This window comes from Streptomyces sp. NPDC087310 (genome assembly GCF_044744405.1).
Classification (GTDB): Bacteria; Actinomycetota; Actinomycetes; order Streptomycetales; family Streptomycetaceae; genus Streptomyces.
The window spans coordinates 485,883-509,773 of sequence record NZ_JBIUYF010000008.1 but is presented as its reverse complement, the minus strand read 5'-3'; the positions used below and the strand labels follow the sequence as shown (position 1 = coordinate 509,773).

Here is a 23,891-nt window from a genome sequence, read left to right as displayed (position 1 = left end):
CGTGGGAGGACGCTGCCATGACCATCAAGGACACCCCTGAGGAATGGCGGGTCACCGCGACCACGACGCCCTTCCGCGGCAACAAGACCAGTGTCCGCACGGATGATGTGGTCATGCCCGACGGCACGGTCGTGAAGCGCGACTACCAGGTCCACCCCGGATCCGTCGCGATCGTCGCCCTGGACGACGCGGGCCGGGTCCTGGTCCTGCGCCAGTACCGCCACCCCGTACGCCAGAAGCTCTGGGAGATCCCGGCCGGACTGCTCGACGTACCGGGCGAGAACCCGCTGCACGCGGCCCAGCGCGAGCTGTACGAGGAAGCGCACGTCAAGGCCGAGGACTGGCGGGTGCTCACGGACGTCTACACGACGCCGGGCGGCTGCGACGAGGCGGTACGGATCTTCCTCGCCCGGGAGCTGTCGGAGGCGCAGGGCGAGCGCTTCCAGGTCTCCGAGGAGGAGGCCGACATGGAGCTGGCCCGGGTGGAGCTGGCGGAGCTGGTACGGGGCGTGCTCGCCGGCGAGGTGCACAACAACTGCCTCGCGGTGGGCGTCCTCGCGCTCACCGCGGCGCTGGCGGGGGAGGGCATCGCGGCGCTGCGGCCGGCGGAGGCGCCGTGGCCGGCCCGGCCGTTCGAGTCCTGATCCCGCTCATCCCCCTTATCCCCCTAGGGTCTTTTGATCTGAAGAAATGCTGATCCGATTGGGGGATGCATCGGCCGCGCTCCACCGGTTCCGTCGCAGAGAGTGAACTACGCTCGAACCGTCCGTGCGGAGACCCGCCGGGCTCGGATCGTGCGCAGGCGGACGGAGCGTGGCCCGTGACGGATCAGGCGGTGGACGTGAGTGGCCCCGGCCGTGCGCGAGCCAAGAAGCCCCCGGAGCCGGGGCCGGCCGGGGCCGGGCCGACGGAGTCCGACGCACCGCCGGCCAAGCGCCGAGGCCGTGCCACATCGGCCGCGAAGAAGAAAGGTACGGCCCGGGTGACCATCCCGGAGGGTCCCGAGGATGTGACCGATGTCGTGAGCGGTACGGAGAGCGGCGGCCCCAAGCCGCGCCCGGCCACCCGGCCCGCCCGCACGCGGCGGAAGGCGGCGCCGCCGCAGGAGACCGGCCCCGAACCGCCCGGGGCGGGACCCGCGGAGCCGGAACCGGAGCCCCCGGCCGCCACGCCCCCGGCCCCCACACCCCCGGCCGCCACGCCCTCGGCCGGTCCCGCCGAGCCGGCGCGGGAGCACCCCGGGGACGGGCCGGAGACCGCGGAGCCCGCACCGGTCGCGGAGCCCGCACCGGTCGCGGAGGCCGCGGCCCCGCCCGAGCCCGCGGCCGAAGCGGAACCCGAGCCCGATCCTGTGCCCGAGCCACTGGCCGAAGCGGCACCCGAAGCCGTCGTCGAAGCGGAACCCGAGCCCGAAGCGGCACCCGAAGCCGTGCCCGAGCCCGAGCCGGAAGAGTCCGCTCCCACCCCCGCTCCCGCGCCCGCTCCCGAACCCCAACTCGGGCCCCGTCCCGGTGTCGAAGGGCCGCAGGAGGGGCAACACCCGGTGGCCGACGGGGAGTTCTTCGGGCGGCTGCGGGAACTCAAGGCGCTGCACGGGGACATCGAGCGCGCCGGGCTCAACACGATCTCCGGCCGGAAGGAGCCCCGCGCGCGGGTCCTGCTGATCGCCGGGCGGCCCGGTTCCGGGCGGACCTCGCTCGCGCGGGAGCTGGCCCGGCAGTTGCGGGACGGCTATCCCGACGGGATCGTACGGACCCGCCTCACCGGGTCCGACGGCGAGCCCGTGCCCACCGAGCGGACCGCCCGCGAGATCCTCGGCGCGTTCGGCGTGGCCACGCCGCCCGGCGCGGGGGAGGACGAACTCTCCGAGATGGTGCGCGAGGCGCTGGCGGTGCGCCGGGTGCTGCTGCTCCTCGACGACGCCGTCGACGCCGAGCAGGTCGACCCGCTCGTGCCGGACAACCCGGAGTGCCTGGTCGTCGCCGTCTCGCAGGGGCCGCTGACCGGGATCCCCGACGTACGCCCGTGCACCCTCGGCGGGATGGACACCAAGGCCGCCATCGAACTGCTCACCCGGTTCACCGGCGCCGTACGGATCACGGTGGACCCGCAGGCCGCCGAGTCCCTGACCGAGGAGTGCGGCGGTCAGCCCGCCGCGCTCGTCCTGGCGGGCGGCTGGCTCGCGGCGCGCCCCATGGCCTCGGTCGCCGATGTCTCCAAGCGGCTGCGCGCCCTGCCGCAGGACCCCGAGTGCCCCGTCGGGAACCGTCCGCTCGCCCGCGCCTTCCAGCTCGTGTACGAGAGCCTGCCGCAGTCCGCCGCCCGGATGCTGCGGCTGCTCGCCCTCGCCCCCGCCGGGATCACCGACGCGCACACCGCGTCGGCGCTGGCCGGCTGCTCCATGGCGGACGCCGTGGTCCTGCTGGACGACTTCGCCGCCCGGGGGCTGCTGCGCACCACGGACGACCGGACGGTCCGGCAGGCCGCGCGGCCGTACCCGCCCGCACCCGAGCGGGCGTCCTTCGACCGCTCCCTCGACCAGTACGTCCTGCCGGGCTGCCTCGTCCCGCTGCTGCGCCCTCTGCTGGCCGAGGACCGCCCCGCCGAGGTGCAGCTCGCCCGCGCCCGGATGCTGGAGCGGACCGTACGGCTGCTCCAGTCCTGCCGCGCCGTCACTGACCCCGAGGGTTCCCCGGCCCGCAAGCGGCTCGCCGGGCTGCCCCGCGCGCTGCGCTTCCCGAACGCCGCCGAAGCGGCCGGCTGGCTGTACTCCCGGCAGCCCGCGCTGCTGGCCTCCGCGCGCCTCGCGGTCGCGGACGGCGAGCTGGACACCCTGGCCCGCCGGCTGGTCGCCGCGCTGGTCCGCGCGCTGGCCGCGCACCGGGGGACGGAGGCCGCCGCGCCCGAGCTGTACGGGCTCCACCAGCTCGTCCTCGACATCGCGGAGCGCCACGAGCTGTACCGCGAGCAGGCCGCGGCCCTGCTGAACATCGGCGACCTGGACGCCAGGACCGGCCGTACGCACGACGCGCTCGCCCGCTACCGCGCGGCGCTGGACGCCGGGCGCGCCGCGAACGACCTCTACGCGACCGGGCGCGCCATGGAATCCCTGGGCGGCGCCCACCAGGACCTGCGGGACTGGCAGCGGGCCGCGGACTGGTACGGGCGGGCCCTCTCCCAGCGGCTGAGCCGGGGCGAGCGGGCCGACGAGGCGCGGCTGTACGGCCGCCTCGGCACCGTCCACACGTACGCGGGCCGCTACGGCGAGGCGCTGCGCCACTGGCGTGCCGCCGCCGCGATCCACCGCAGGCTGGGCGATCTGCCCGGTCAGGCGCGGGCGCTCAGCGAGGCGGCCCGGGTCCAGGAGTACGCGGGCCGGCCGCAGGAGTCGCTCCGTACCTGCCAGGAGGCGGTCGAGTGGGCCCGGCTCGCCGGGGACCTGCGGCTCCAGGCCGCGCTCCAGCTCCGGGTGGCGGACACCCTGGACCGGCTCGGAGATCCCGCGGCGGCCCGGCTGCACCGTGCCGCCGCGGATCGCCTTCTCCTGGAAACGGAAGGAAACGCCTACGAAATCCGCAGCGCTTCGGTCGAGGACTGATGTTTTGTAAGGCTAGACAGCAGGAAATCCTTCATTAGACTGGCTCTGCCGCATACGTCAGCGGTGCCTTCCCGTGTGCCACCTGTGCCCGGGTATGTATGGGATTGCGCCCGGAAACCCCGCGGAATCCCCCGAGCCAAGGACCGTGATCTGCCGTGTTGGTCGGTATCCCCCGCGAGGTCAAGAACAACGAGTTCCGGGTGGCCATCACCCCCGCCGGTGTGCACGAGCTGGTGCGCCACGGACACCAGGTCGCCATCGAGCGGGACGCCGGGGCCGGTTCCTCGATCACCGACGGCGAGTACACCGCCGCCGGCGCGCGGATCCTGCCCACCGCCGACGCGGTCTGGGCCACCGCCGACCTGCTGCTGAAGGTCAAGGAACCGGTCGCCGAGGAGTACCACCGGCTCCGCAAGGACCAGACGCTCTTCACCTACCTGCACCTGGCCGCGTCCCGCGCCTGCACCGACGCCCTGCTGGCGTCCGGCACCACCGCCATCGCGTACGAGACCGTCGAGACCGCGAACCGCGCGCTGCCGCTGCTCGCCCCGATGTCGGAGGTCGCGGGACGGCTGGCGCCCCAGGTCGGCGCGTACCACCTGATGAGCTCGGCCGGCGGACGCGGTGTGCTGCCGGGCGGCGTGCCCGGTACGGCCGCGGGCCGCGCGGTGGTCATCGGCGGCGGGGTCTCCGGCTGGAACGCCACCCAGATCGCCGTCGGCATGGGCTTCCACGTGACCCTGCTCGACCGGGACATCAACAAGCTGCGCGAGGCCGACCGGATCTTCGGCACGAAGGTCCAGACCATCGTCTCCAACACGTTCGAACTGGAGAAGGCGGTCACCGAGGCGGACCTCGTGATCGGGGCCGTGCTGATCCCCGGAGCGAAGGCGCCGAAGCTCGTCACCAACGCGCTCGTGGCCCGGATGAAGCCCGGAAGTGTACTTGTCGACATTGCGATTGATCAGGGTGGCTGCTTCGAGGATTCACGCCCCACGACGCACGCCGAGCCGACCTTCCGGGTGCACGACTCGGTCTTCTACTGCGTGGCCAACATGCCGGGCGCCGTACCGCACACCTCCACGTACGCCCTGACCAACGCCACGCTGCCCTACATCGTGGAGCTGGCGAACCGTGGCTGGGCCGGTGCGCTGCGCCGTGACCCGGCCCTCGCCAAGGGGCTCAACACCCATGACGGCCAGGTCGTTTACCGCGAGGTGGCCGAGGCCCATGGGCTGGATCACGCCGAACTGAGCACGCTTCTCGCCTGACGCGTCAACCCACGTCGTCAACATCGTGCCGACGGCCGGACCTTGCGCGGCGAGGTCCGGCCGTACGTGTCCGTCGAACCCTGTGCGAGCGCCGGCCAACTCGCCTCGAACGTAACAATTTCAACCGTTTCGTATGACGGTAAATCCTCGCCGCCCTGCCTTGGTGAGAGGGCTGTGCGCCCTTGACAGAGGGGTGTTCGGTTGCCGACACATCGGGTCCGGTCCGGCGGATTGTGTTGCTGCGGAGTGGTGACACGCCATAGAGTCGCCAACCGTCGGCATGGTGCCACGCTGACCTATCGATAAGTTTCCTGGTCCCGTCCAAGGAGGTAAGACGACTTGTGAATGAGTCGACATTTACTCCCGGGGGTGGTCAACCAGGAATGCCGGTGAGGGGCCAGAGCCCGTCGTCCGGGTTCGAGGCTGTCGGCTCCGTAGCTGTCCGCACCTTCGCCACCCACCAGCACATGACGACAGCCCACCAGATGATGGACGGCCAACACGTGAACGCCATGGCCGGCAACGAGGGTGGCCGAGAGTCCACTTCGTTCGCCGACTTCGACGAAGCGCCCGAGGGGCACTTCTACGACCCTGACGCCGAATACGAGCCGGACCCCGAGTACGCGGCCACCCTCGCCCCCGACGCTGCCCGCCAGCGCCGCGAGCGCATCGGCCCGACCGGGCGTCCGCTGCCGTACTTCCCGATCCCCGGTCCGCTCACCGACCACGGCCCCGCGAAGATCATCGCGATGTGCAACCAGAAGGGCGGCGTCGGCAAGACCACGTCGACCATCAACCTGGGTGCCGCGCTCGCGGAGTACGGCCGACGTGTGCTGCTCGTCGACTTCGACCCGCAGGGAGCCCTGTCGGTCGGTCTCGGCGTGAACCCGATGGAGCTGGACCTCACCGTCTACAACCTGCTCATGGAGCGGGGCATGGCGGCCGACGAGGTACTGCTGAAGACCGCCGTGCCCAACATGGACCTGCTGCCGAGCAACATCGACCTCTCGGCCGCCGAGGTGCAGCTCGTGAGCGAGGTCGCGCGCGAGTCCACGCTCCAGCGCGCCCTGAAGCCCCTGCTGCTCGACTACGACTACATCGTGATCGACTGCCAGCCCTCGCTCGGTCTGCTGACCGTGAACGCGCTGACGGCCGCCCACAAGGTGATCGTGCCGCTGGAGTGCGAGTTCTTCGCGCTGCGCGGGGTCGCGCTGCTCACCGAGACCATCGAGAAGGTCCAGGAGCGGCTCAATCCGGAGCTGGAGCTCGACGGCATCCTCGCCACCATGTACGACTCCCGCACGGTGCACAGCCGGGAGGTCCTGGCACGGGTCGTGGAGGCGTTCGACGATCACGTCTACCACACCGTGATCGGGCGGACCGTGCGCTTCCCGGAGACCACCGTCGCCGGTGAGCCCATCACCACGTACGCCTCGAACTCCGTCGGCGCCGCCGCCTATCGCCAGCTCGCCAGGGAGGTGCTCGCCCGGTGTCACGCCGAGTGAGTCTGCCCGGCGCCGACGAACTGTTCCGTACGACCGGGGGCATGGCGCTGACGTCGTCGTCCCCCGCGGCGCAACGGCGGGGCGCGAACGGCGAACCGCGGGTGCCGGCGCCGGCCGGGGAGAGCGATCCGGCCGGCGACCGGACGGGCCCGGCCGGTTCCGGGACGGCGGAGGAGCACTCCGCGCCGGACCCGGACCCCGCCCCGGCGCAGCCGGCCCGCAGCCGCACCGCCGACGCGGAGCAGGCCGCGACCGCCGTGCAGGCCCGCAGGCCGCAGGAGGGCGGGCCCGCGGGGACCGGACCCGGCGGCGGTACAGGGCCGGGAACGGGCGCGCAGGGGCCGCAGGGCGCACAGCAGGGCGGGCAGCAGCGCCGGCAGCGGCGCGGCGCCAACCGCCGCCCCAGCGGGCGGGAACGGCACGACGAGAAGATCACGGTCTATGTCTCGGCCGAGGAACTGATGGACCTCGAACACGCCCGGCTGGTGCTCCGCGGTGAGCACGGACTCGCCGTGGACCGCGGGCGGATCGTCCGCGAGGCGGTCGCGGTCGTCCTCGCCGACCTCGAATCGCGCGGCGACGCGAGCATTCTCGTACGGCGGCTGCGCGGGCGCTGACGGTAGCCTGCGCGGGCCGCCCCACCACCCGCCGCCCCCGCCGCTCCCAGGACCGCGATGCCCCCGCCGCCCGCCCCCGCCCGTCCGCCGCGCCGCCCGCTGGGCCGCGGCCCCGGCACGTCGGTGCCCGTACCCGACCCGGAGCCGGTGGCCGAGGCGGAGCCCGTACCGGAGCCGGAGCCGGAGCCTGTGGTCGTACCGGAGCCGGAGGCCGATCCGGAGTCGGTGGCCGGGGCGCCGGAGGAGACCGGTGCGTCGGAGGGGACCGGGGCGGCCGGTGGGGACGACCGGCGGTTCACCGTGCGGCTCGCCAACTTCGAGGGGCCCTTCGACCTGCTGCTCCAGCTCATCTCGAAGCACCGGATGGACGTGACCGAGGTCGCGCTCTCCCAGGTCACCGACGAGTTCATGGCGCACCTGCGGGCCATGGGACCCGAGGGGGACCTCGACCAGACCACCGAGTTCCTGGTGGTCGCTGCGACCCTGCTCGACCTGAAGGCCGCCCGGCTGCTGCCCGCCGCCGAGATCGAGGACGAGGCGGACCTCGCGCTCCTCGAAGCGCGGGACCTGCTCTTCGCGCGGCTGCTCCAGTACCGCGCGTACAAGCGGGTCGCCGAGATCTTCGGCGGGCGCCTGGAGGCCGAGGCCCGCCGCTACCCCCGTACCGTCGGCCTGGAACCGCACCACGCCGAGCTGCTGCCCGAGGTGGTCATCAGCGTCGGGCCCGAGGGGTTCGCCCGGCTCGCCGTGAAGGCGATGCAGCCGAAGCCCAGGCCGCAGGTGTACGTGGAGCACATCCACGCGCCGCTGGTCTCCGTACGGGAACAGGCCGGGATCGTCGTCGCCCTGCTGCGCGAGCGCGGCGGGATGAGCTTCCAGGAGCTGGCCGAGGACGCCGGGTCCACCCTCGCCGTCGTGGCGCGCTTCCTGGCCCTCCTGGAGCTGTACCGGGAGCGCACCGTCTCCCTGGACCAGGACGAGGCGCTGGGGCCGCTCCTGGTCCGCTGGACGGGCGGGGACGGCGGTACGGAGCCGTTCGTGACGGACGAGTTCGACCGGCCGCCCGGCGACGGCGCGGCGGCCGCGGGTGCCGAGGACGAGAGCGAGGAGACGGTATGAGCGAGCGGCAGCCGGGGGAAACCACGCGGGACCTGGACCTCAGGCCGGCCCTGGAGGCGGTCCTCATGGTCGTGGACGAGCCCGCCACCGAGGAACACCTCGCCAAGGTCCTCGACCGCCCCCGGGGCGCCGTCGCGGACGCGCTGCGCGCCCTGGCCGACGAGTACACCGTCCAGGGCCGCGGCTTCGAGCTGCGGCTGGTCGCCGGCGGCTGGCGCTTCTACACACGGCCCGAGTACGCCGCGGCCGTCGAGGGCTTCGTGCTCGACGGCCAGCACGCCCGGCTGACCCAGGCCGCGCTGGAGACCCTGGCGGTCGTCGCGTACCGGCAGCCGGTGAGCCGTTCCCGGGTCTCCGCCGTACGCGGAGTGAACTGTGACGGCGTCATGCGCACCCTCCTCCAGCGCGGGCTGGTGGAGGAGGCGGGCGCGGAACCCGAAACAGGTGCGATCCTGTACAGGACGACGAACTACTTTTTGGAGCGGATGGGCCTGCGCGGCCTGGACGAGCTACCGGAACTCGCGCCCTTCCTCCCCGAGGCGGACGCGATCGAGGCCGAGAGCCAGGAAGGCGTCCCGTCGTTCGATCCGGACGCGCCTGACGCCCCGGAAACCCACGCAGACGACAAGACGGACTTTTGATGCGAAGCAACGGCAGGAACAGCGGCGGCTCCAACCGGAACGGCGGAGGCGGGAGCGGCGGCAGCCGGGACGACCGGGAGCGCCGGGACGACCGGGGTGCCGGCGGGCGCGACGACAAGCCGAAGCGGCCGTCCCGTCCGCGTCCCGAGGAGCGCCGTTACGACGTCGGCCGCTCGGGTCCCAGCGGCGGTTCCGGCGCGTCCGGCGCCCCGGGCGGGGCCCGCCGTGCCGGCGGTGCCGGTGGTTCCGGCGGCTCCGGCGACGCACCGCGCCAGGGCGGCGGCGCCCGCGGCGCGGCGGCCAGGGGCGGCGCCAAGGGCGGCCCCAAGCCCGCGCAGAGCGGCGCACGGGGCGGCAAGGGCGGCCCCCGGCGCGGCGCCCCCGCGCGCCCTCGCGAGCTGGACGCCAAGATCGAGCAGCGCAACCGCGACCGGTACGCGGGCAAGCCCGCCGTCGTGACGCCCAGGACCAACCCGGGCGCCGAGCAGGAGGGCGAGCGGCTGCAGAAGGTCCTCGCCCGCGCGGGCATGGGCTCGCGCCGGGCCTGTGAGGAGCTGATCGAGCAGTCGCGCGTCGAGGTCAACGGCGAGATCGTGCTCGAACAGGGCATGCGCGTCGACCCGGACCGGGACGAGATCAAGGTCGACGGGCTGACCGTCGCCACCCAGTCGCACCTCTTCTTCGCGCTGAACAAGCCGGCCGGTGTCGTCTCCACGATGGGCGACCCCGACGGGCGGCAGAACCTCGGCGACTACGTCACCAACCGCGAGACCCGGCTCTTCCACGTCGGCCGGCTCGACACGGAGACCGAGGGCATCATCCTGCTCACCAACCACGGTGAGCTGGCGCACCGGCTGACGCACCCCAAGTACGGCGTGAAGAAGATCTACCTCGCCGCGATCCAGGGCCCGCTGCCGCGCGATCTGGGCAAGCGGCTCAAGGACGGCATCCAGTTGGAGGACGGCTACGCGAAGGCCGACCACTTCCGGGTCGTCGAGAACACCGGCAAGAACTACCTGGTCGAGGTCACCCTCCACGAGGGCCGCAAGCACATCGTCCGCCGGATGCTCGCCGAGGCCGGGTTCCCGGTCGAGCGCCTCGTCCGTACGTCCTTCGGACCGATCCCGCTGGGCGACCAGAAGTCCGGCTGGCTGCGCCGCCTCACCAACACCGAGGTCGGCATGCTGATGAAGGAAGTCGGCCTCTAGGAAGCCCGAGGTCGCCCCGCACAGGTGACCGCCGGTGTCTCTGACACCGGTGGGACGGAAGAGACCGGAAGAGAAGCCCGCGGCCCCCCCGGCCGCGGGCTTCTCTCTTGTCGCGAGGGCCCTCCCCGCTTTATAGTCAACATGACCATTAAGGAGGCGGGCGTGAGTCCAGTGCTGCCTTCCACCGGTGACCGCCGGCGGACCTGGTCCCACGGGGGTGGACCAGGTCCGTCGGCCCGGCGGGAGCGACGATGAGCACGCCCGAGCGGCGCGCCGCCACGGCCGAGGCCACGCCCCCGTACGACGCCGTCCCGTACGACCCGTCCGCCTTCGAGCCCTTCGCCGTCACGGTCGACCTCGCCGTCTTCACCGTCCGCGAGAGCCGGCTGCACGTCCTGCTCGTCGAGCGCGGCGAGGCCCCCTACCGGGGCGACTGGGCGCTGCCCGGCGGCTTCGTCCAGCCGAAGGAGTCCGCCGGGCAGGCCGCCCGCCGCGAACTCGCCGAGGAGACGGGCCTGTCGGAGGAGACCGCGGGCGCGCTCCACCTCGAACAGCTCCGCACCTACAGCGCCCCGGACCGCGACCCCCGGATGCGGGTCGTCTCCGTCGCGTACGCCGCGCTCGTACCGGACCTGCCCGAACCGCGCGGCGGCGGGGACGCCGCCCGCGCCCGGTGGACCGAGTTCAAGGACCGCGGCTCCCTGGCCTTCGACCACGACCACATCCTCGCCGACGCCTACGACCGCGTCGGCGCCAAGCTCGAATACACCTGTCTCGCCACGGCCTTCTGCCCGCCCGAGTTCACCCTGGGCGAGCTGCGGCAGGTCTACGAGACCGTCTGGGGCGTGGCACTCGACCGCCCCAACTTCCGGCGCAAGGTCCTCACCACGCCAGGGTTCGTCCAGGCGCTGGAAGGGCCGCCGCGCCGGACGGGTGGCCGCGGGAAACCCGCCGCGCTCTACCGTGCGGGCGCCGCCACCACGCTGCACCCACCTCTGCTGCGACCGGAAGGACGGACGGCATGATCATCGCGAGGACCCTCACCAAACAGGCCGCGACCGGCACCCTCATCGGGCTGGCGCTCGGCGACGCCCTCGGTTTCCCCACCGAGTTCAGCGACGTTCCCTCGATCCTGGCCAAATGCGGTCCCTGGCGCGAGATGTCCCTGCCGAAGCCCGCCGTCGTCACCGACGACACCCAGATGACGCTCGCGTTCGCCCGCGGCATCAGGACCGCGATGGACCGCGGCGTCCTCGGCCCGATCCGTCTGGAGCGGCCCGTACGCGACGAGTTCGTGGACTGGTACCACTCACCGGACAACAACCGCGCCCCCGGCGCCACCTGCATGAAAGCCTGCATGCTCCTCGACAGCGAGCGGCCCTGGCAGCGCGCCAGCCAGATCCACTCCAAGGGCTGCGGCGCCAACATGCGCGTCGCGCCCATCGGCCTCGTGCCCGGACTCAGCGACGAACAGCGGGCCGGCGCCGCCCAGTTGCAGGCCGCGCTCACCCACGGCCACCCCACCGCCCTCGCCGCCTCCGACCTCACGGCCCGCACCGTCTACCTGCTCTCGCACGGCGGCGAACCCGAGGCGCTGATGGGCCAGCTCCGCTCGTACGCGTACGAGAACCGCGAGCACTACCGCCAGCGCTGGCTCGGCGACCTGTGGACGTACGCCGACGACGCCAGCCCCGAGGAGTTCATCGCCCGCGGCTGGGACGAGTGCCTGGAAGCCCTCGAACGCCTCCAGCAGGCCCTGCGCTCCCCCTCCCCGGAGACCGACCCCTGCCTGGCCACCGGGGACGGCTGGGTCGCCGAGGAGGCCCTGGCCACCGGGCTGCTCTGCTTCCTGCTCTTCCCGTCCGACCCCGTCACGGCGCTGCGCCGGGCCGCCTGCACCCGCGGCGACTCCGACTCCATCGCCACGCTCGCGGGCGCCTTCGCCGGCGCCTACCTGGGCGCGGGCGCCTGGCCCAAGGAGTGGGCCGAGCGGATCGAGTACCGCAGCGACCTCATGTCGCTGGGAGCCCTCTGGGACTCTTGATCCATGCGTACCGAATCCATGCGTACCGAAGAGATGAGCGCGGACGAGCGGGACCACCCGGCGGGGCCGGGCCACGCCGAGGAGGGGAGCCACGCCGAGGCGCGGAGCCGCACCGAGCGCCTGCGCGCCGCCGGGCTGCCGGTCACCGACCTCGGCCCGGTCCTCGCAGCGGAGAGCGACCCGCTGCTGTTCGCCACCGTCTCCGGGGCGCATCTGTACGGCTTCCCCTCCCGCGACTCGGACGTGGACCTCCGAGGCGCCCACCTGCTGCCGGTCGCCGCGCTGATCGGACTCCGCGAGCCGGAGGAGACCCGGTCGCGGATGGGCGACCGGGACGGCGTGGAGACGGACCTCGTCACGCACGACCTGCGCAAGTTCGTCCGGCTGATGCTGCGCCGCAACGGCTATGTGCTGGAGCAGCTCCTCTCCCCGCTGGTGGTCAGGACGTCCGAGGCGCACCGGGAGCTGATCGCGCTCGCGCCCGCCGTACTGACCAGCCACCACGCCCACCACTACGCGGGGTTCGCGCGGACCCAGTGGCGGCTGTTCGAGCGGACCGGCGAACTCAAGCCCCTGCTCTACACCTTCCGCGCGCTGCTCACCGGCGTGCACCTGATGCGCGGCGGCGGGATCCTCGCCCATCTGCCCACCCTGCTCCAGGAGGTGGCGGCGCCGGGCTATCTGCCCGAGCTGATCGCCGCCAAGGCCGAGGCGGAGCACGGACCGGCCACCGGCCCCTGCCGGGACCGGCTGGAGCGGGACGTGGAGGCGCTGCGCGCAGTGCTGGACGAGGCGCGGTCGGCCACCGCCCTGCCCGGCGCCGCCGTCGGCGCCGGGCACGAGGCGCTGCACGACTTCGTGGTCCGCGTCCGGCTGGCCGGCTGATCCGCGGGCTCGGCCCTACCCGCGGGCCGAGGCGCGGCGCGTACGGATCAGGAAGTCCTCCACCCGGGCGCGGTCGGGACCGGCCGGCAGCGGGGAACGCGCGAGCGCCGCGTCCGCCTCGGCGGCCAGCCCGGTCATCCGGCGCTCCACCTCCGGCCAGGGCACCTCGCCGCGCTTGACCGCGAGCAGCGCCTCGCGCTCCGTACCGACGTCGACGACCAGTTCCCCGGTACGGAGCAGATCCCGGCAGGAGCCGAGCAGCCGGAGCAGATGCATGGCGTGCTTCCAGCGCGGCGCCCCGTGGCGCCGCAGGTCCGCCTCCAGCTTCCTGCGCTGCCCGTCCGCGTACCCGATGAAGGTCCGGTGCGCCTGCCGGGAGAGGAACGCGTCGCGCAGCGCCAGCAGTTCACGCCCCGTGGCGTCGAGGTGCTCGACGAGCGGGGAGTGCAGGCACTCCAGCACGTTCGGGTTGGTGCTCAGCGCGAGGGAGCAGAAGCGTTCCAGCTCCCAGGAGAACTGCTCGGGCGCCGGCCCCTCGACATGGGCCGGCGGCTTGTCGAACCCCCAGTACAGCGGCGTCGGGGCGAGGAAGACCCCGCGCCGGTCCGTGTCGCTCCCCTCCGTCGCCAGCCCGAAGGCGCGCGAGCCCATGACGCACGCGTAGACGGTGTGGTCACGGACGAGGGACTCCGGGGCGAGGGACTCCGGCGGGGGCGAGGTCATGCGCGCGAGCGTACGGGGCCGCGGGGCGTCGGGAGCCGCTGGCCTTCGTGCACCAGGTCGTTAGTCTGGACGGAGCACTCGATCATTCAGGGAGAACGTTGTGGCGGTACGAGCGGTTCGCGGGGCCGTCCAGTTGGAGCGGGACGAGTCCGGGCACATGGACGAGCAGGTCAAGCAGCTCCTCACCGCGATCATGGAACGCAACGAACTCACCGCCGACGATCTCATCAGCATCTGGTTCACGGCGACGCCCGACCTGCACAGCGACTTCCCGGCCGCCGCCGCGCGCGGCCTCGGCATCGACGGTATGGCCGATGTCCCGCTGCTCTGCGCCCAGGAGCTGGACATCCCCGGCGCCCTGCCGCGCGTGGTCCGCGTACTCGCCCACATCGAGTCCGATCTGCCCAGGTCCGAGGTGGCGCACGTCTACCTCGGCGCCGCCGCCGCTCTGCGCAAGGACATCGCCCAGTGAGAACCGCCCTCGTCGTCGGGACCGGCCTGATCGGCACCTCGGCCGCACTGGCCCTGGCGGGGCGCGGGGTCACCGTCCACCTCAGCGACCACGACCCCTCCCGCGCCAGGACCGCCGCCGCGCTCGGCGCCGGTACGGACGCGGCGCCCGAGGGCCCCGTCGACCTGGCGATCATCGCCGTACCGCCCCGGCACGTCGCCGTCACGCTCGCGGAGGCGATGCGCGCCGGGGCGGCCCGCGGCTACCTGGACGTCGCCAGCGTCAAGGACGGGCCCCGGCGCGAACTGGCGGCGCTCGGCCTGGACACCACCGCGTACATCGGCACGCACCCCATGGCGGGCAAGGAGCGCTCCGGCCCGCTCGCCGGGACCGCCGACCTCTTCGAGGGACGGCCCTGGGTGCTGACCCCGACCAGGGAGACCGACACCGAGGTGCTCAACCTCGCGCTGGAGCTGGTCTCGCTCTGCCGCGCCCTGCCCGTGGTCATGGACGCGGACGCGCACGACCGGGCGGTCGCGCTGGTCTCGCACACCCCGCACCTCATCTCCTCGATGGTCGCGGCCCGTCTGGAGGCGGCCGACGAGAGCGCCGTACGCCTCTGCGGCCAGGGCATCCGCGACGTCACCAGGATCGCGGCCTCCGACCCCGCGATGTGGGTCGAGATCCTCTCCGCCAACGCGGGCCCGGTCGCCGAGGTGCTGGCCGCCGTCGCCGCCGACCTGGACGAGACCGTCGAGGCGCTGCGCGCGCTCCAGTCCGCCGACGAGGCGAAGCGGCGCGGCGGCGCGGCCGGCATCAAGGACGTCCTGCGGCGCGGCAACGCGGGCCGGGGCCGCGTCCCCGGCAAGCACGGCGCCGCCCCGACGGCGTACGAGATCGTGGCGGTCCAGATCAGCGACCGGCCGGGCGAGCTGGCCCGGATCTTCGCGGACGCCGGCCAGGCCGGGGTGAACGTCGAGGACGTACGCATCGAGCACGCCACCGGGCAGCAGGCCGGCCTGGTCCTGGTGATGGTCGAACCGGCGGCGGCGCCCGTACTCGCCGCGGCCCTGCGCGAACGCGGCTGGTCCATCCGGCAGTGACCGCGCGGTGACCCGCGGTGACATCGGTGCGGATCCGCAGGTGACGGGCGTACCGGGGCCGGACGGGGTCCCGTACGACGGGTGCGATCGGGGCCCTGAAGACTCGGTAACCTTGTGCGGGGGCGTGTGCGCGTCCCCGCACATCCACCCCGTGACTCAGGAAGGTGTCCGCCCCCCGTGGAAGCTACCCCCGCCCGGACCGCCCAGGCCGCTGTGATCGTCGCCATCGACGGGCCCTCGGGCACGGGCAAGTCGAGCACCTCCAAGGCCGTGGCCGCCCAGCTCGGGCTGAGCTACCTGGACACCGGCGCGCAGTACCGCGCGATGACCTGGTGGATGATCAGCAACGGCGTGGACGTCGAGGACGCCGCCGCCGTCGCGACCGCCGCCGCCAAGCCCGTCCTGGTCTCCGGCACCGACCCGGCCGCGCCCACGATCACCGTCGACGGACTGGACGCCGCGGGCCCGATCCGTACCCGGGGGGTCACCGCCCGGGTGAGCGCGGTCAGTGCCGTCCCCGAGGTGCGCGCCCTCATCACCGGCCTCCAGCGCGAGATCGCCGCCGCCGCGCCGCTCGGCATCGTCGTCGAGGGCCGTGACATCGGGACGACGGTCCTGCCGGACGCCGACCTCAAGATCTTCCTCACCGCGTCCCCGGAGGCCCGCGCGGCCCGCCGCAGCGGTGAGCTGACGGGCAAGGAGGCGACCGACGTCGCCGCCACCCGGGACGCGCTCGTCAAGCGGGACGCGGCCGACTCCAGCCGCAAGACGTCCCCGCTCGCCAAGGCCGCCGACGCGGTCGAGGTGGACACCACGGATCTCACGCTCCAGCAGGTCATCGAGTGCGTCGTGACCCTGGTGGAGGAGAAGCGGGCCGCGCGGTGAGCGCGGCGGGCGCGCCGCCCTCGGAGAAGGGCGCGGCGGTCGGCCGGGGTATCGGCATCGGGCTGATGTACGGACTGTGGAAGCCGCGGGTGCTCGGCGCCTGGCGGGTCCCGGCGAGCGGCCCCGTGATCCTCGCGGTCAATCACGCGCACAACATCGACGGTCCGATGGTGATGGGCACCGCGCCCCGGCCGGTGCACTTCCTGATCAAGAAGGAAGCGTTCATCGGCCCGCTCGACCCGTTCCTGCTCTCCATCGGGCAGGTCAAGGTGGACCGTTCGATCGCCGACCGCACCGCGATCACCGACGCGCTCGGGGTCCTGGCGGACGGCGGCGTCCTGGGGATCTTCCCCGAGGGCAGCAGGGGCGAGGGTGATTTCGCCTCGCTCCGTGCCGGGCTCGCCTATTTCGCCGTACGGTCGGGAGCACCGATCGTGCCGGTAGCGGTGCTCGGCTCCACCGAGCGCCCCGGCCGCCTGATACGGGGGCTGCCCGCGCTGCGCAGCCGCGTGGACGTCGTCTACGGCGACGCCTTCGTGGCGGGTGACAGCAGTGGGCGGCGCACCCGCAAGGCCCTGGACGAGGCCACCGTACGGATCCAGGAGCGGCTGACCGCCCACCTGGAGCACGCCCGGCGCTTCACCGGACGTACCGGGTCCACCGGGCCCTGAGACACAGCACGACTTCAGTAGTGCGCCGCGAGCCGTGGCGCACCGATCACGATGAACGAGGTACGGACTTCATGAACGACCACATCGACTCCGGCGACGAGCACGGGGAGCTCGGCGACGCCGAGTACACGGACTTCATGGAGCTTGCCGCTCAGGAGGGCTTCGAGGCCGAGGAGGTGGAGGGCGCGCTGGACGAGGCCGGTCACGGCCCGCTGCCTGTCCTCGCCGTCGTCGGCCGCCCGAATGTCGGCAAATCGACTCTCGTGAACCGGATCATCGGCCGCCGTGAGGCGGTCGTCGAGGACAAGCCGGGCGTCACCCGCGACCGGGTCACCTACGAGGCCGAGTGGGCGGGCCGCCGCTTCAAGATCGTCGACACCGGCGGCTGGGAGCAGGACGTCCTGGGCATCGACGCCTCCGTCGCCGCCCAGGCCGAGTACGCGATCGAGGCCGCCGACGCGGTGGTCTTCGTCGTGGACTCCACGGTCGGCGCCACCGACACCGACGAGGCCGTGGTACGGCTGCTGCGCAAGGCGGGCAAGCCCGTCGTGCTCTGCGCCAACAAGGTCGACGGACAGAGCGGCGAGGCGGACGCCACCGCGCTCTGGTCGCTCGGCCTCGGCGAGCCCCACCCGGTCTCCTCGCTGCACGGCCGCGGCACCGGCGACATGCTCGACGCGGTCCTCGAAGCGCTGCCCGAGGCGCCGGCCCAGACCTTCGGCACCGCGCTCGGCGGCCCGCGCAGGATCGCCCTCATCGGCCGTCCGAACGTCGGCAAGTCGTCCCTGCTGAACAAGGTCGCGGGCGAGGACCGGGTCGTCGTCAACGAGGTCGCGGGCACCACCCGGGACCCGGTCGACGAGCTGATCGAGCTGGGCGGCACGGTCTGGAAGTTCGTCGACACCGCGGGCATCCGCCGCCGGGTGCACCTCCAGGCGGGCGCGGACTACTACGCGTCGCTGCGTACCGCCGCCGCCGTCGAGAAGGCCGAGGTCGCGGTCATCCTGATCGACACGAGCGAGTCCATCAGCGTCCAGGACCAGCGCATCGTCACGATGGCCGTCGAGGCGGGCCGTGCCATCGTCGTCGCGTTCAACAAGTGGGACACCCTCGACGAGGAGCGCCGCTACTACCTGGAGCGGGAGATCGAGACGGAGCTGGCACAGGTCGCCTGGGCGCCCCGGGTCAATGTCTCCGCCCGCACCGGCCGTCACATGGAGAAGCTGGTCCCGGCGATCGAGACGGCGCTGGCGGGGTGGGAGACGCGCGTCCCGACCGGCCGCCTCAACGCCTTCCTCGGCGAGCTGGTCGCCGCGCACCCGCACCCGATCCGGGGCGGCAAGCAGCCCCGCATCCTGTTCGGCACCCAGGCGGGCACGAAGCCGCCGCGCTTCGTGCTCTTCGCCTCCGGCTTCATCGAGGCCGGGTACCGGCGGTTCATCGAGCGCCGGCTGCGCGAGGAGTTCGGCTTCGAGGGCACCCCGATCCACATCTCCGTGCGGGTGCGCGAGAAGCGCGGGCGCAAGAAGTAGCGGGACGGAGCGCTCGGAGGCGGAGCGCTCGGAGGCGGAGCGCCGTACGCGGTGGGGCCCGGCACGGATCATCCGTGCCGGGCCCCACCGCGTACGGCCGAGACGGCGACCGCTCCGGTGTGTGAACGGGTCAGATCCCGCGGCGCGGCCCCGGGGGCAGCGCAGGCCGGTCGGGCCTGGCCATGTGCTGCTGCCGGGGGTCCCGCTGCCAGGACCCCGGGTACTGCGTCTGCGTATGACCGAAACCGCTGTGGCCGCCGTAGACGTGGTGGGATCCGTGCAGCCCGGTGCCGAACGCCGTGAAGCCGAGATTCTCCTCGTTGCTCCGGTCGCCCGGCAGCGCTCTGAAGGACCTGCGGAACTCGGAGTAGAGCGCGTCGTAGATCGGGGTCGTGGAGAACCCGTCCGCTCCGTCCTGCGCCGGGCGCATCGAAGGGATCTGGCTCTGGTACTGCGGGCGGGAGGGGTCGTATGAGTGCACGTACGTGCCAACGACCCCGTCGTCCGTCGGATGCGGGCTGCCCGGGGAATTCGCCGGCTGCGGGAGGGGACGCAGCCGGCGGGTGGGGCGCGTGGCCTCGGTCACGTGCCGGCCAGCGGCATCATGGCGGCGACCAGATTGCCGTTGGCCGCGGCCTTCTCCAGCGCGTCGCGCAGCAGGTCCTCGCGGGGCTGCTGGCCGATGGAGCCGACCGGCGCGGCGAAGACCAGCACCCGCTGCGACTTGTTGGCCGCCGTCCGCCACCCCTCCGTGACCTGGAGCGGCTGGTGGGCCTGCCACCAGGCGGTCGGGGAGGCGCCGTCGCTGCCGGGCTGGAGTACGGCGTGGAGCTGGCCCATGGCGAGCAGCACCGACCAGCCCGGGTTCTGCGCGGGCACCGACTTCAGGGCGTTGACCCGCTGGAAGCCCTGTTCGGTGAGGAGCGACAGGAACTCGTCGGTGGTGGAGTCGGAGCCCGGCCGGGCGATCGGGGCCGTCGGCTCGACGACGAGGGCGGGGTGCAGATCCTCCTCCAGCAGCACCAGACCGCTGGTGACACCGAGCACGGCCTGTCCGGGGGCGGCGTTGGGGGCGGCCGGGGACGGCTGGGGCTGCTCGCCGCCGGTGATCGACCGGACGGCGCCCTGGAGCTGGTCCTCGGCGACCTGGACGACCTGGGAGGGGATACAGGTGGCGTGGGCGAAGGCGAGAACCGCGGTCTCCTCACCCACGAACAGAACGGTGCTGGTCCGCTCCTGTTCGGAGTCGCCGGGGGTCCGGCAGGAGGTGCAGTCGTAACTGCCCGGGGAGTTCTCGCCGGCGAGCAGCCGGTCGGCTTCTTCGTCGCCGATCTCGGCGCGGACGTCCTCGCTGACATCGAGCATGCGCGGCACGGGTGGCTCCTCGAACTCGGTGCGTGGGCCGGGCTGTTCCCGGCTCGTACAGAGACAACGGGCGAGCCGTGGCCCGGGTCACGCGCACAGGCGTACAGAATCGAACCGTTCGGTGTGCCGTCCTGACCGGTGGCCGGAACCCGTACCGCCCGGTCGGCCAGGGAACGGGCGCGTCCACCGGCCCGTCACGCCGCGTACCAGGTCAGAAGGTGTACAGATCGACAAATCGGGATGTCGGTGAGCCGCGGCGGTGGCCGGATCCCGTTGCTTCTTCCGGTGTCCTCCGCGGGCAGGGCTCCCGGCGGGCCGGGCGGGCCGGGCGGGTGGGCGCGGGGCGGCCGGCGTGCGGGTTCTGCGGGGAAAGCGTGAATTCGTCCGGCACTCCCATGGCGCCCTCTTTATGTAACACGAGTTCGTACCCCACTCATTGAGGAGAATTCAGGGAGCCGGAATTTATGTGATCTTCGGGGCTTTGGAATTATCGACGAGTGGGCGGCGACTGGTCCGTAAGAGTGAAGTCGTTCACATCCGGAGAGTGTCGGGAACCTGTGACACAAGCGTGACCGCCGAGGGACGTGAACGTTCCTCTCCCGGTATCGGATGGGCTTCCGATACCCTTCCGCTCCGCTTCCTTCGGGGCTCCCCGGCGCCTACGGTGAGTGGCATGGCACCCATACCGACTCCACCCCGACAGCCCGACGACGCACCCGAGTCCTACGTCGGACTCGACGCCGAGAGCGCCGAGCGGCAGGCGCGCGGGCGCGGCTGGTCCCACCTCAGAGCGCTGCCCCCGGGCTCGATCATCACGATGGAGTTCGTCGTCGGCCGGCTCAACTTCGAGGTCGACGGCGGCAAGGTCATCCGCTGCTGGGCCGGCTGAGCGACACGACGCGCCGGTACGACGAAGCCCCGGCCCCGGTACGGCAGAGCCCCGGCCCCGGTACGACGAAGCCCCGGCCGGAGCCGGGGCTTCGTCATGTCGCGGGGGAGCGGGGGAGCGGGGGAGCGGGGGAGAGGCTGTGCGTACCGCCCCCGCGGGGCGCTCAGCCGCCCGTCACGGGCCGGGAGCGGGGCGGGCGGCGGCTGCCGCCCGCCGGGGTGACCGGGGTCCGCTCCGAGCGCACCGCGTGCTGCCGGGGCTGGGTGGTGAGCGCCCCGGCGCTCCGGCCGCCCGCCGCGCGCCCGCCGTGAGTTGGGCCGACCGCCTCGCAGGGCGTGCCCTCCACGGACTGCTGCGCGCCCTGGGGCACCGTCTCCGGCTGCCTGGCCTGCTCGGACTCCGGCTCCGCCACCGGGACGGCGGATGGGCCACGGCGGGCGCGCCAGCGCTCGCGGACCGCGAAGACCGTCTGCTCGGCGCGGCCGATGAGCGGCTCCGCCCAGGGCAGCCCCAGCAGGATCAGCAGCCCGGCGGCCCAGCCGAGGAGCACATCGCTCAGCCAGTGCGTACCGAGGTAGACGGTGGTCGCGCCGACCCCGAGCGCCACCAGGGACGACATGACCGAGAGATAGCGCCTGGCCCGTGGCGTGGTGGCCAGATAGGCGAGGATTCCCCAGGTCACCACGGCGTTGGCGGTGTGGCCCGAAGGAAATATATCGCCGCCCGCGAAGAGTTCGGCCGAGCCGATCTGCGTCGCGTAGTGGGGGCCGAGCCGCCCGAGGCCGAGCTTGACCGCCCCGACGGTCACGTTGAGCAGCAGCAGCGCCGCCCCGAGGGTCAGCAGCGGTCGCAGCGTGTGCTGGCGCCAGGAGCGCCAGCCCAGCCAGGCCGCGATCATCACGGCGGTCGGGCCGCGCTGGCCGAGCACCACGAAGTAGTCCAGGTAGGGGTGGATGTCCGGCCACTGCTGGTAGGGCCGGAAGAGCATGATCTTCCAGTCGATGATCACCAGCGAGGACGAGACGAGCACGGCGACGACGATGGCGAGATAGAACACCAAAGTCCCGCCGAAGAGAGCCTTACGGGTGCGGCTCATCCGCGGGATCTCTATCTTCGGCGGTTCCGGCTCCCGGTCCAGGCGGGCAAAGATGTCGGTACGCACCTAAAGGACGTTACAGCGAGTGAGTGTGTGACCCGGCCGATCCGGTCCCTTCGTGATGACGATGTGATGTGGACTATGTCTCGGATCACATTTCCGTAAGAGTCGTTCCCGAAATCGCCAGGGCCCTTCGGCCCTATTCATCAGGACTCCGTTCCGGCGACTGTCTTTCCGCGGAACGGAATTAGTTCACCGAGGCGTCGCGCGGAATTTCCCTCACGCTCGTGTCGCGCCCGGGGCCCCGGTCCTGGCGCGGGCGACGTGGCGTACGCCACACTCCCTGGTCAGAGCGGTGAGAGATGCACCACGCGCCACGCGGGAACACTCGCGTACGCTGACGGCTCACTCGCCCGTCGATGCCGGGCCACCCCGCGGGACCCGTGTCCCCGTTGGCCCGCCGAGCGCGAGGGACGCATTGGGAGGTACGCAGATGTCCGGGACCACCACGGCCGGAGCGCGGCTGCGTGCGGCCGGTGGCGGTGCGAACCGCTGGGTCGTCCTGCTGATCCTGTGCGTCAGTCTGCTGCTGGTCGCGCTGGACGCGACCGTGCTGCACGTCGCCGTCCCCGCCGTCACCGCGGACCTCCGCCCGAGCGGGGTCGAGCTGCTGTGGATCGTGGACGCCTACCCGCTCGTCTGCGCGGCGCTCCTGATCCTCTTCGGCACCCTCGGCGACCGCGTCGGACGGCGGCGGGTCCTGCTGACCGGATACGCGCTCTTCGGGGTCGCCTCGGCGCTCGCCGCCTTCGCCGACACCCCACTGGTCCTGATCGCGGCGCGCGCCCTGCTCGGGGTCGGCGGCGCGATGATCATGCCGGCCACCCTCTCCATCCTGCGCGCGGTCTTCCCCGACCGGCGCGAACGGGCCATGGCCATCGGGATCTGGACGGCGGTCGCCGCGGCAGGGGCCGCGGTCGGCCCGGTGCTGGGCGGCTTCCTCGTCGAACACTTCTGGTGGGGCTCCGTCTTCCTGGTCAACCTCCCGCTGTTGGCGCTCCTGCTGCCGCTCGGCCGCTTCGCACTGCCGGAGTCGAAGGGCGCCGGTGACGGCCCCTGGGACGTCCTCGGCGCGCTGCTGGCCGCCGCCGGGGTGCTCGGGGTGGTCTTCGGCGTGAAGCGGCTCGGCGCGGGGGAGGGGCCGCTCGGGCCGATGACGCTCGCCCCGCTGTGCCTCGGGGCCGCGCTCCTCGTCCTCTTCGTCCGGCGGCAGCGGCGCAGGACCCATCCGCTGATCGACGTCCGGATGTTCGGCAGGCCGACGTTCTCCACCTCCGTCGGCTGCATCGTCCTCGCCATGCTCGCGCTGGTCGGCCTGGAACTGATCGCCGTCCAGTACCTCCAGCTCGTGCTGGGACTCAGCCCGCTGCAGACCGGGCTGCGGCTGCTGCCGCTCACCTTCGCCGCCATGGCCGCCGGGGTCACCGGCTCCGCCACCCTGCGCCGGATGGGGCCGCGCCGGATGGTGGCCTGGGGGTTCGTCCTCACCGCCGCCGCCGTCCTGCTGCTGGTCATGATGGGCCAGCACGACCGGCCCGCACTGCTGACCACGGGGTTCGTGCTGCTCGGCTACGGGCTCCAGACCACGCTCTTCGGGGCGTACGAATCGATGCTCAGCGAGGCCCCGCCGGAACAGGCGGGCGGCGCCGCTGCGATCGGCGAGACCTCGTACCAACTGGGCGCCGGCATGGGGATCGCCCTGCTCGGCAGCGTGATGAACGCGGTGTACGCGCCCGCGATGACGTCGTTGAAGGGCGTCCCGGCGACCGCGAGCACGGCCGCCTCGGACTCGCTCGGCGAGGCGTACCAGGTCGCCACCCGGCTCGGCGGGCCCGCGGGGCAGGCGCTGCGGACGGCGGCGCGCGAGTCGTACGTCCACGGTCTCCATGTGACGCTGCTGGTCAGCGCAGGGCTGCTGCTGCTCGGCGCGGTGGCCGCGCTGCGGCTGCCGCGGACCATGGAGTGCCCGCCGGCCGCCGCCGACGGGGAGAAGGGCACGGCCGCCGTGTCCGCCGCCCCCGAGGCACACCCGCCCGCGCGCGGCCCCGGGCAGCGCCGTCCCGCCGACCGCCGCCCGCCCCGTATGCGCACGTCACCGGAGCGGGAGCAGGCCGAAGCGGGCGTACCCGCGGGCCGGGGACCCGCCGCCCGGGCCGGGTCTGGACGATCGGCACGCTGAGCCGTAACGTTCGGCGCCGATGCGGTGTGTCGCGATCGGCTCACCGTCC

The 23,891-nt window shown here is 73.0% G+C and carries 22 protein-coding genes; 18 read left to right on the top strand and 4 right to left on the bottom strand.

What is annotated here, in order from left to right; all coding sequences use genetic code 11:
- Positions 1-17 precede the first annotated feature (17 nt).
- From ACIO3P_RS30850 to ACIO3P_RS30800, 11 genes are all read left to right on the top strand, one after another.
- On the top strand, positions 18-644 hold the full coding sequence (locus tag ACIO3P_RS30850) for an NUDIX hydrolase (protein WP_329824640.1): 627 nt from the start codon (positions 18-20) through the stop codon (positions 642-644).
- A 785-nt stretch (positions 645-1,429) separates the two neighbouring features.
- Complete coding sequence (locus ACIO3P_RS30845) at positions 1,430-3,598, top strand: tetratricopeptide repeat protein (protein WP_401854475.1); 2,169 nt, start codon at positions 1,430-1,432, stop codon at positions 3,596-3,598.
- 155 nt (positions 3,599-3,753) lie between these two features.
- On the top strand, positions 3,754-4,869 hold the full coding sequence (gene ald / locus ACIO3P_RS30840) for an alanine dehydrogenase (protein WP_329824639.1): 1,116 nt from the start codon (positions 3,754-3,756) through the stop codon (positions 4,867-4,869).
- A 383-nt stretch (positions 4,870-5,252) separates the two neighbouring features.
- Positions 5,253-6,374, top strand: coding sequence for a ParA family protein (locus ACIO3P_RS30835; protein ID WP_329824638.1), 1,122 nt, complete (start codon positions 5,253-5,255; stop codon positions 6,372-6,374).
- Positions 6,359-6,991 (top strand): hypothetical protein, encoded by a 633-nt coding sequence (locus tag ACIO3P_RS30830; RefSeq protein ID WP_401792672.1) that lies wholly within the window; start codon positions 6,359-6,361, stop codon positions 6,989-6,991. Before ACIO3P_RS30835 ends, ACIO3P_RS30830 begins: the two co-directional genes overlap by 16 nt.
- Positions 6,992-7,048: 57 nt before the next feature.
- Complete coding sequence (locus ACIO3P_RS30825) at positions 7,049-8,110, top strand: segregation and condensation protein A (RefSeq protein ID WP_401854085.1); 1,062 nt, start codon at positions 7,049-7,051, stop codon at positions 8,108-8,110.
- A complete protein-coding gene (gene scpB / locus ACIO3P_RS30820) occupies positions 8,107-8,751 on the top strand; it encodes an SMC-Scp complex subunit ScpB (RefSeq protein ID WP_329824635.1) in 645 nt (214 codons plus the stop codon). The genes ACIO3P_RS30825 and scpB overlap by 4 nt, the downstream gene beginning before the upstream one ends.
- Positions 8,751-9,959, top strand: coding sequence for a pseudouridine synthase (locus ACIO3P_RS30815; RefSeq protein WP_329824634.1), 1,209 nt, complete (start codon positions 8,751-8,753; stop codon positions 9,957-9,959). Before scpB ends, ACIO3P_RS30815 begins: the two co-directional genes overlap by 1 nt.
- Positions 9,960-10,210: 251 nt before the next feature.
- Complete coding sequence (locus ACIO3P_RS30810; protein WP_329824633.1) at positions 10,211-10,984, top strand: NUDIX domain-containing protein; 774 nt, start codon at positions 10,211-10,213, stop codon at positions 10,982-10,984.
- Positions 10,981-12,003: an ADP-ribosylglycohydrolase family protein gene (locus tag ACIO3P_RS30805; protein ID WP_329824632.1), complete on the top strand. Its 1,023-nt coding sequence runs from the start codon at positions 10,981-10,983 to the stop codon at positions 12,001-12,003. Before ACIO3P_RS30810 ends, ACIO3P_RS30805 begins: the two co-directional genes overlap by 4 nt.
- A gap of 3 nt (positions 12,004-12,006) precedes the next feature.
- Positions 12,007-12,888, top strand: coding sequence for a DNA polymerase beta superfamily protein (locus tag ACIO3P_RS30800; protein ID WP_401854087.1), 882 nt, complete (start codon positions 12,007-12,009; stop codon positions 12,886-12,888).
- A gap of 15 nt (positions 12,889-12,903) precedes the next feature.
- On the opposite strand, the gene ACIO3P_RS30795 is transcribed toward ACIO3P_RS30800, so the two are convergent.
- Positions 12,904-13,611 carry a DNA polymerase beta superfamily protein gene (locus tag ACIO3P_RS30795; protein ID WP_401854089.1) on the bottom strand — a complete coding sequence of 236 codons (708 nt, stop codon included), beginning with the start codon at positions 13,609-13,611 and terminating at the stop codon, positions 12,904-12,906.
- Between the two features lie 100 nt (positions 13,612-13,711).
- On the opposite strand from ACIO3P_RS30795, the gene aroH reads away from it, so the two are divergent.
- The 5 genes from aroH to der all read left to right on the top strand — a co-directional run bounded on the left by aroH (position 13,712) and on the right by der (position 18,253).
- Positions 13,712-14,083 carry a chorismate mutase gene (gene aroH, locus ACIO3P_RS30790; protein ID WP_329824629.1) on the top strand — a complete coding sequence of 124 codons (372 nt, stop codon included), beginning with the start codon at positions 13,712-13,714 and terminating at the stop codon, positions 14,081-14,083.
- Positions 14,080-15,165, top strand: a complete 1,086-nt coding sequence (locus ACIO3P_RS30785) for a prephenate dehydrogenase (RefSeq protein WP_401854092.1) — start codon at positions 14,080-14,082, stop codon at positions 15,163-15,165. The genes aroH and ACIO3P_RS30785 overlap by 4 nt, the downstream gene beginning before the upstream one ends.
- A 177-nt stretch (positions 15,166-15,342) precedes the next feature.
- Positions 15,343-16,050 carry a (d)CMP kinase gene (cmk, locus tag ACIO3P_RS30780; protein ID WP_401854095.1) on the top strand — a complete coding sequence of 236 codons (708 nt, stop codon included), beginning with the start codon at positions 15,343-15,345 and terminating at the stop codon, positions 16,048-16,050.
- Positions 16,008-16,721, top strand: coding sequence for a lysophospholipid acyltransferase family protein (locus tag ACIO3P_RS30775; RefSeq protein ID WP_401854098.1), 714 nt, complete (start codon positions 16,008-16,010; stop codon positions 16,719-16,721). The genes cmk and ACIO3P_RS30775 overlap by 43 nt, the downstream gene beginning before the upstream one ends.
- A gap of 71 nt (positions 16,722-16,792) precedes the next feature.
- Entirely contained in the window at positions 16,793-18,253 is a 1,461-nt protein-coding gene (der, locus tag ACIO3P_RS30770; protein ID WP_329824625.1) for a ribosome biogenesis GTPase Der, read from the top strand.
- Positions 18,254-18,383: 130 nt separating this feature from the next.
- Here der and ACIO3P_RS30765 read toward each other — a convergent pair whose 3' ends face one another.
- The gene (locus tag ACIO3P_RS30765; protein WP_399295083.1) at positions 18,384-18,683 is read right to left on the bottom strand and encodes a hypothetical protein; all 300 of its coding nucleotides are present in this window, start codon (positions 18,681-18,683) and stop codon (positions 18,384-18,386) included.
- Between the two features lie 152 nt (positions 18,684-18,835).
- Entirely contained in the window at positions 18,836-19,627 is a 792-nt protein-coding gene (locus ACIO3P_RS30760) for a hypothetical protein (protein ID WP_329824623.1), read from the bottom strand.
- A 664-nt stretch (positions 19,628-20,291) separates the two neighbouring features.
- On the opposite strand from ACIO3P_RS30760, the gene ACIO3P_RS30755 reads away from it, so the two are divergent.
- A complete protein-coding gene (locus tag ACIO3P_RS30755; RefSeq protein WP_329824622.1) occupies positions 20,292-20,507 on the top strand; it encodes an I78 family peptidase inhibitor in 216 nt (71 codons plus the stop codon).
- Positions 20,508-20,670: 163 nt separating this feature from the next.
- Here the strand turns inward: ACIO3P_RS30755 and ACIO3P_RS30750 are convergent, their stop codons facing one another.
- Entirely contained in the window at positions 20,671-21,669 is a 999-nt protein-coding gene (locus ACIO3P_RS30750) for a phosphatase PAP2 family protein (RefSeq protein ID WP_401854101.1), read from the bottom strand.
- Between the two features lie 427 nt (positions 21,670-22,096).
- On the opposite strand from ACIO3P_RS30750, the gene ACIO3P_RS30745 reads away from it, so the two are divergent.
- Entirely contained in the window at positions 22,097-23,842 is a 1,746-nt protein-coding gene (locus ACIO3P_RS30745; protein WP_401854104.1) for an MFS transporter, read from the top strand.
- Positions 23,843-23,891 lie beyond the last annotated feature (49 nt).

What these genes read in the sequence shown, in the direction of transcription:
- ACIO3P_RS30850 (WP_329824640.1), top strand. Translation starts at nt 18, where the DNA reads ATGACCATCAAGGACACCCCTGAGGAATGGCGGGTCACCGCGACCACG.
- ACIO3P_RS30835 (WP_329824638.1), top strand. Translation starts at nt 5,253, where the DNA reads ATGCCGGTGAGGGGCCAGAGCCCGTCGTCCGGGTTCGAGGCTGTCGGC.
- ACIO3P_RS30825 (WP_401854085.1), top strand. Translation starts at nt 7,049, where the DNA reads ATGCCCCCGCCGCCCGCCCCCGCCCGTCCGCCGCGCCGCCCGCTGGGC.
- scpB (WP_329824635.1), top strand. Translation starts at nt 8,107, where the DNA reads ATGAGCGAGCGGCAGCCGGGGGAAACCACGCGGGACCTGGACCTCAGG.
- ACIO3P_RS30815 (WP_329824634.1), top strand. Translation starts at nt 8,751, where the DNA reads ATGCGAAGCAACGGCAGGAACAGCGGCGGCTCCAACCGGAACGGCGGA.
- ACIO3P_RS30810 (WP_329824633.1), top strand. Translation starts at nt 10,211, where the DNA reads ATGAGCACGCCCGAGCGGCGCGCCGCCACGGCCGAGGCCACGCCCCCG.
- ACIO3P_RS30805 (WP_329824632.1), top strand. Translation starts at nt 10,981, where the DNA reads ATGATCATCGCGAGGACCCTCACCAAACAGGCCGCGACCGGCACCCTC.
- ACIO3P_RS30800 (WP_401854087.1), top strand. Translation starts at nt 12,007, where the DNA reads ATGCGTACCGAATCCATGCGTACCGAAGAGATGAGCGCGGACGAGCGG.
- ACIO3P_RS30795 (WP_401854089.1), bottom strand. Translation starts at nt 13,611, where the DNA reads ATGACCTCGCCCCCGCCGGAGTCCCTCGCCCCGGAGTCCCTCGTCCGT.
- der (WP_329824625.1), top strand. Translation starts at nt 16,793, where the DNA reads ATGAACGACCACATCGACTCCGGCGACGAGCACGGGGAGCTCGGCGAC.
- ACIO3P_RS30765 (WP_399295083.1), bottom strand. Translation starts at nt 18,683, where the DNA reads ATGCGCCCGGCGCAGGACGGAGCGGACGGGTTCTCCACGACCCCGATC.
- ACIO3P_RS30755 (WP_329824622.1), top strand. Translation starts at nt 20,292, where the DNA reads ATGGCACCCATACCGACTCCACCCCGACAGCCCGACGACGCACCCGAG.
- ACIO3P_RS30745 (WP_401854104.1), top strand. Translation starts at nt 22,097, where the DNA reads ATGTCCGGGACCACCACGGCCGGAGCGCGGCTGCGTGCGGCCGGTGGC.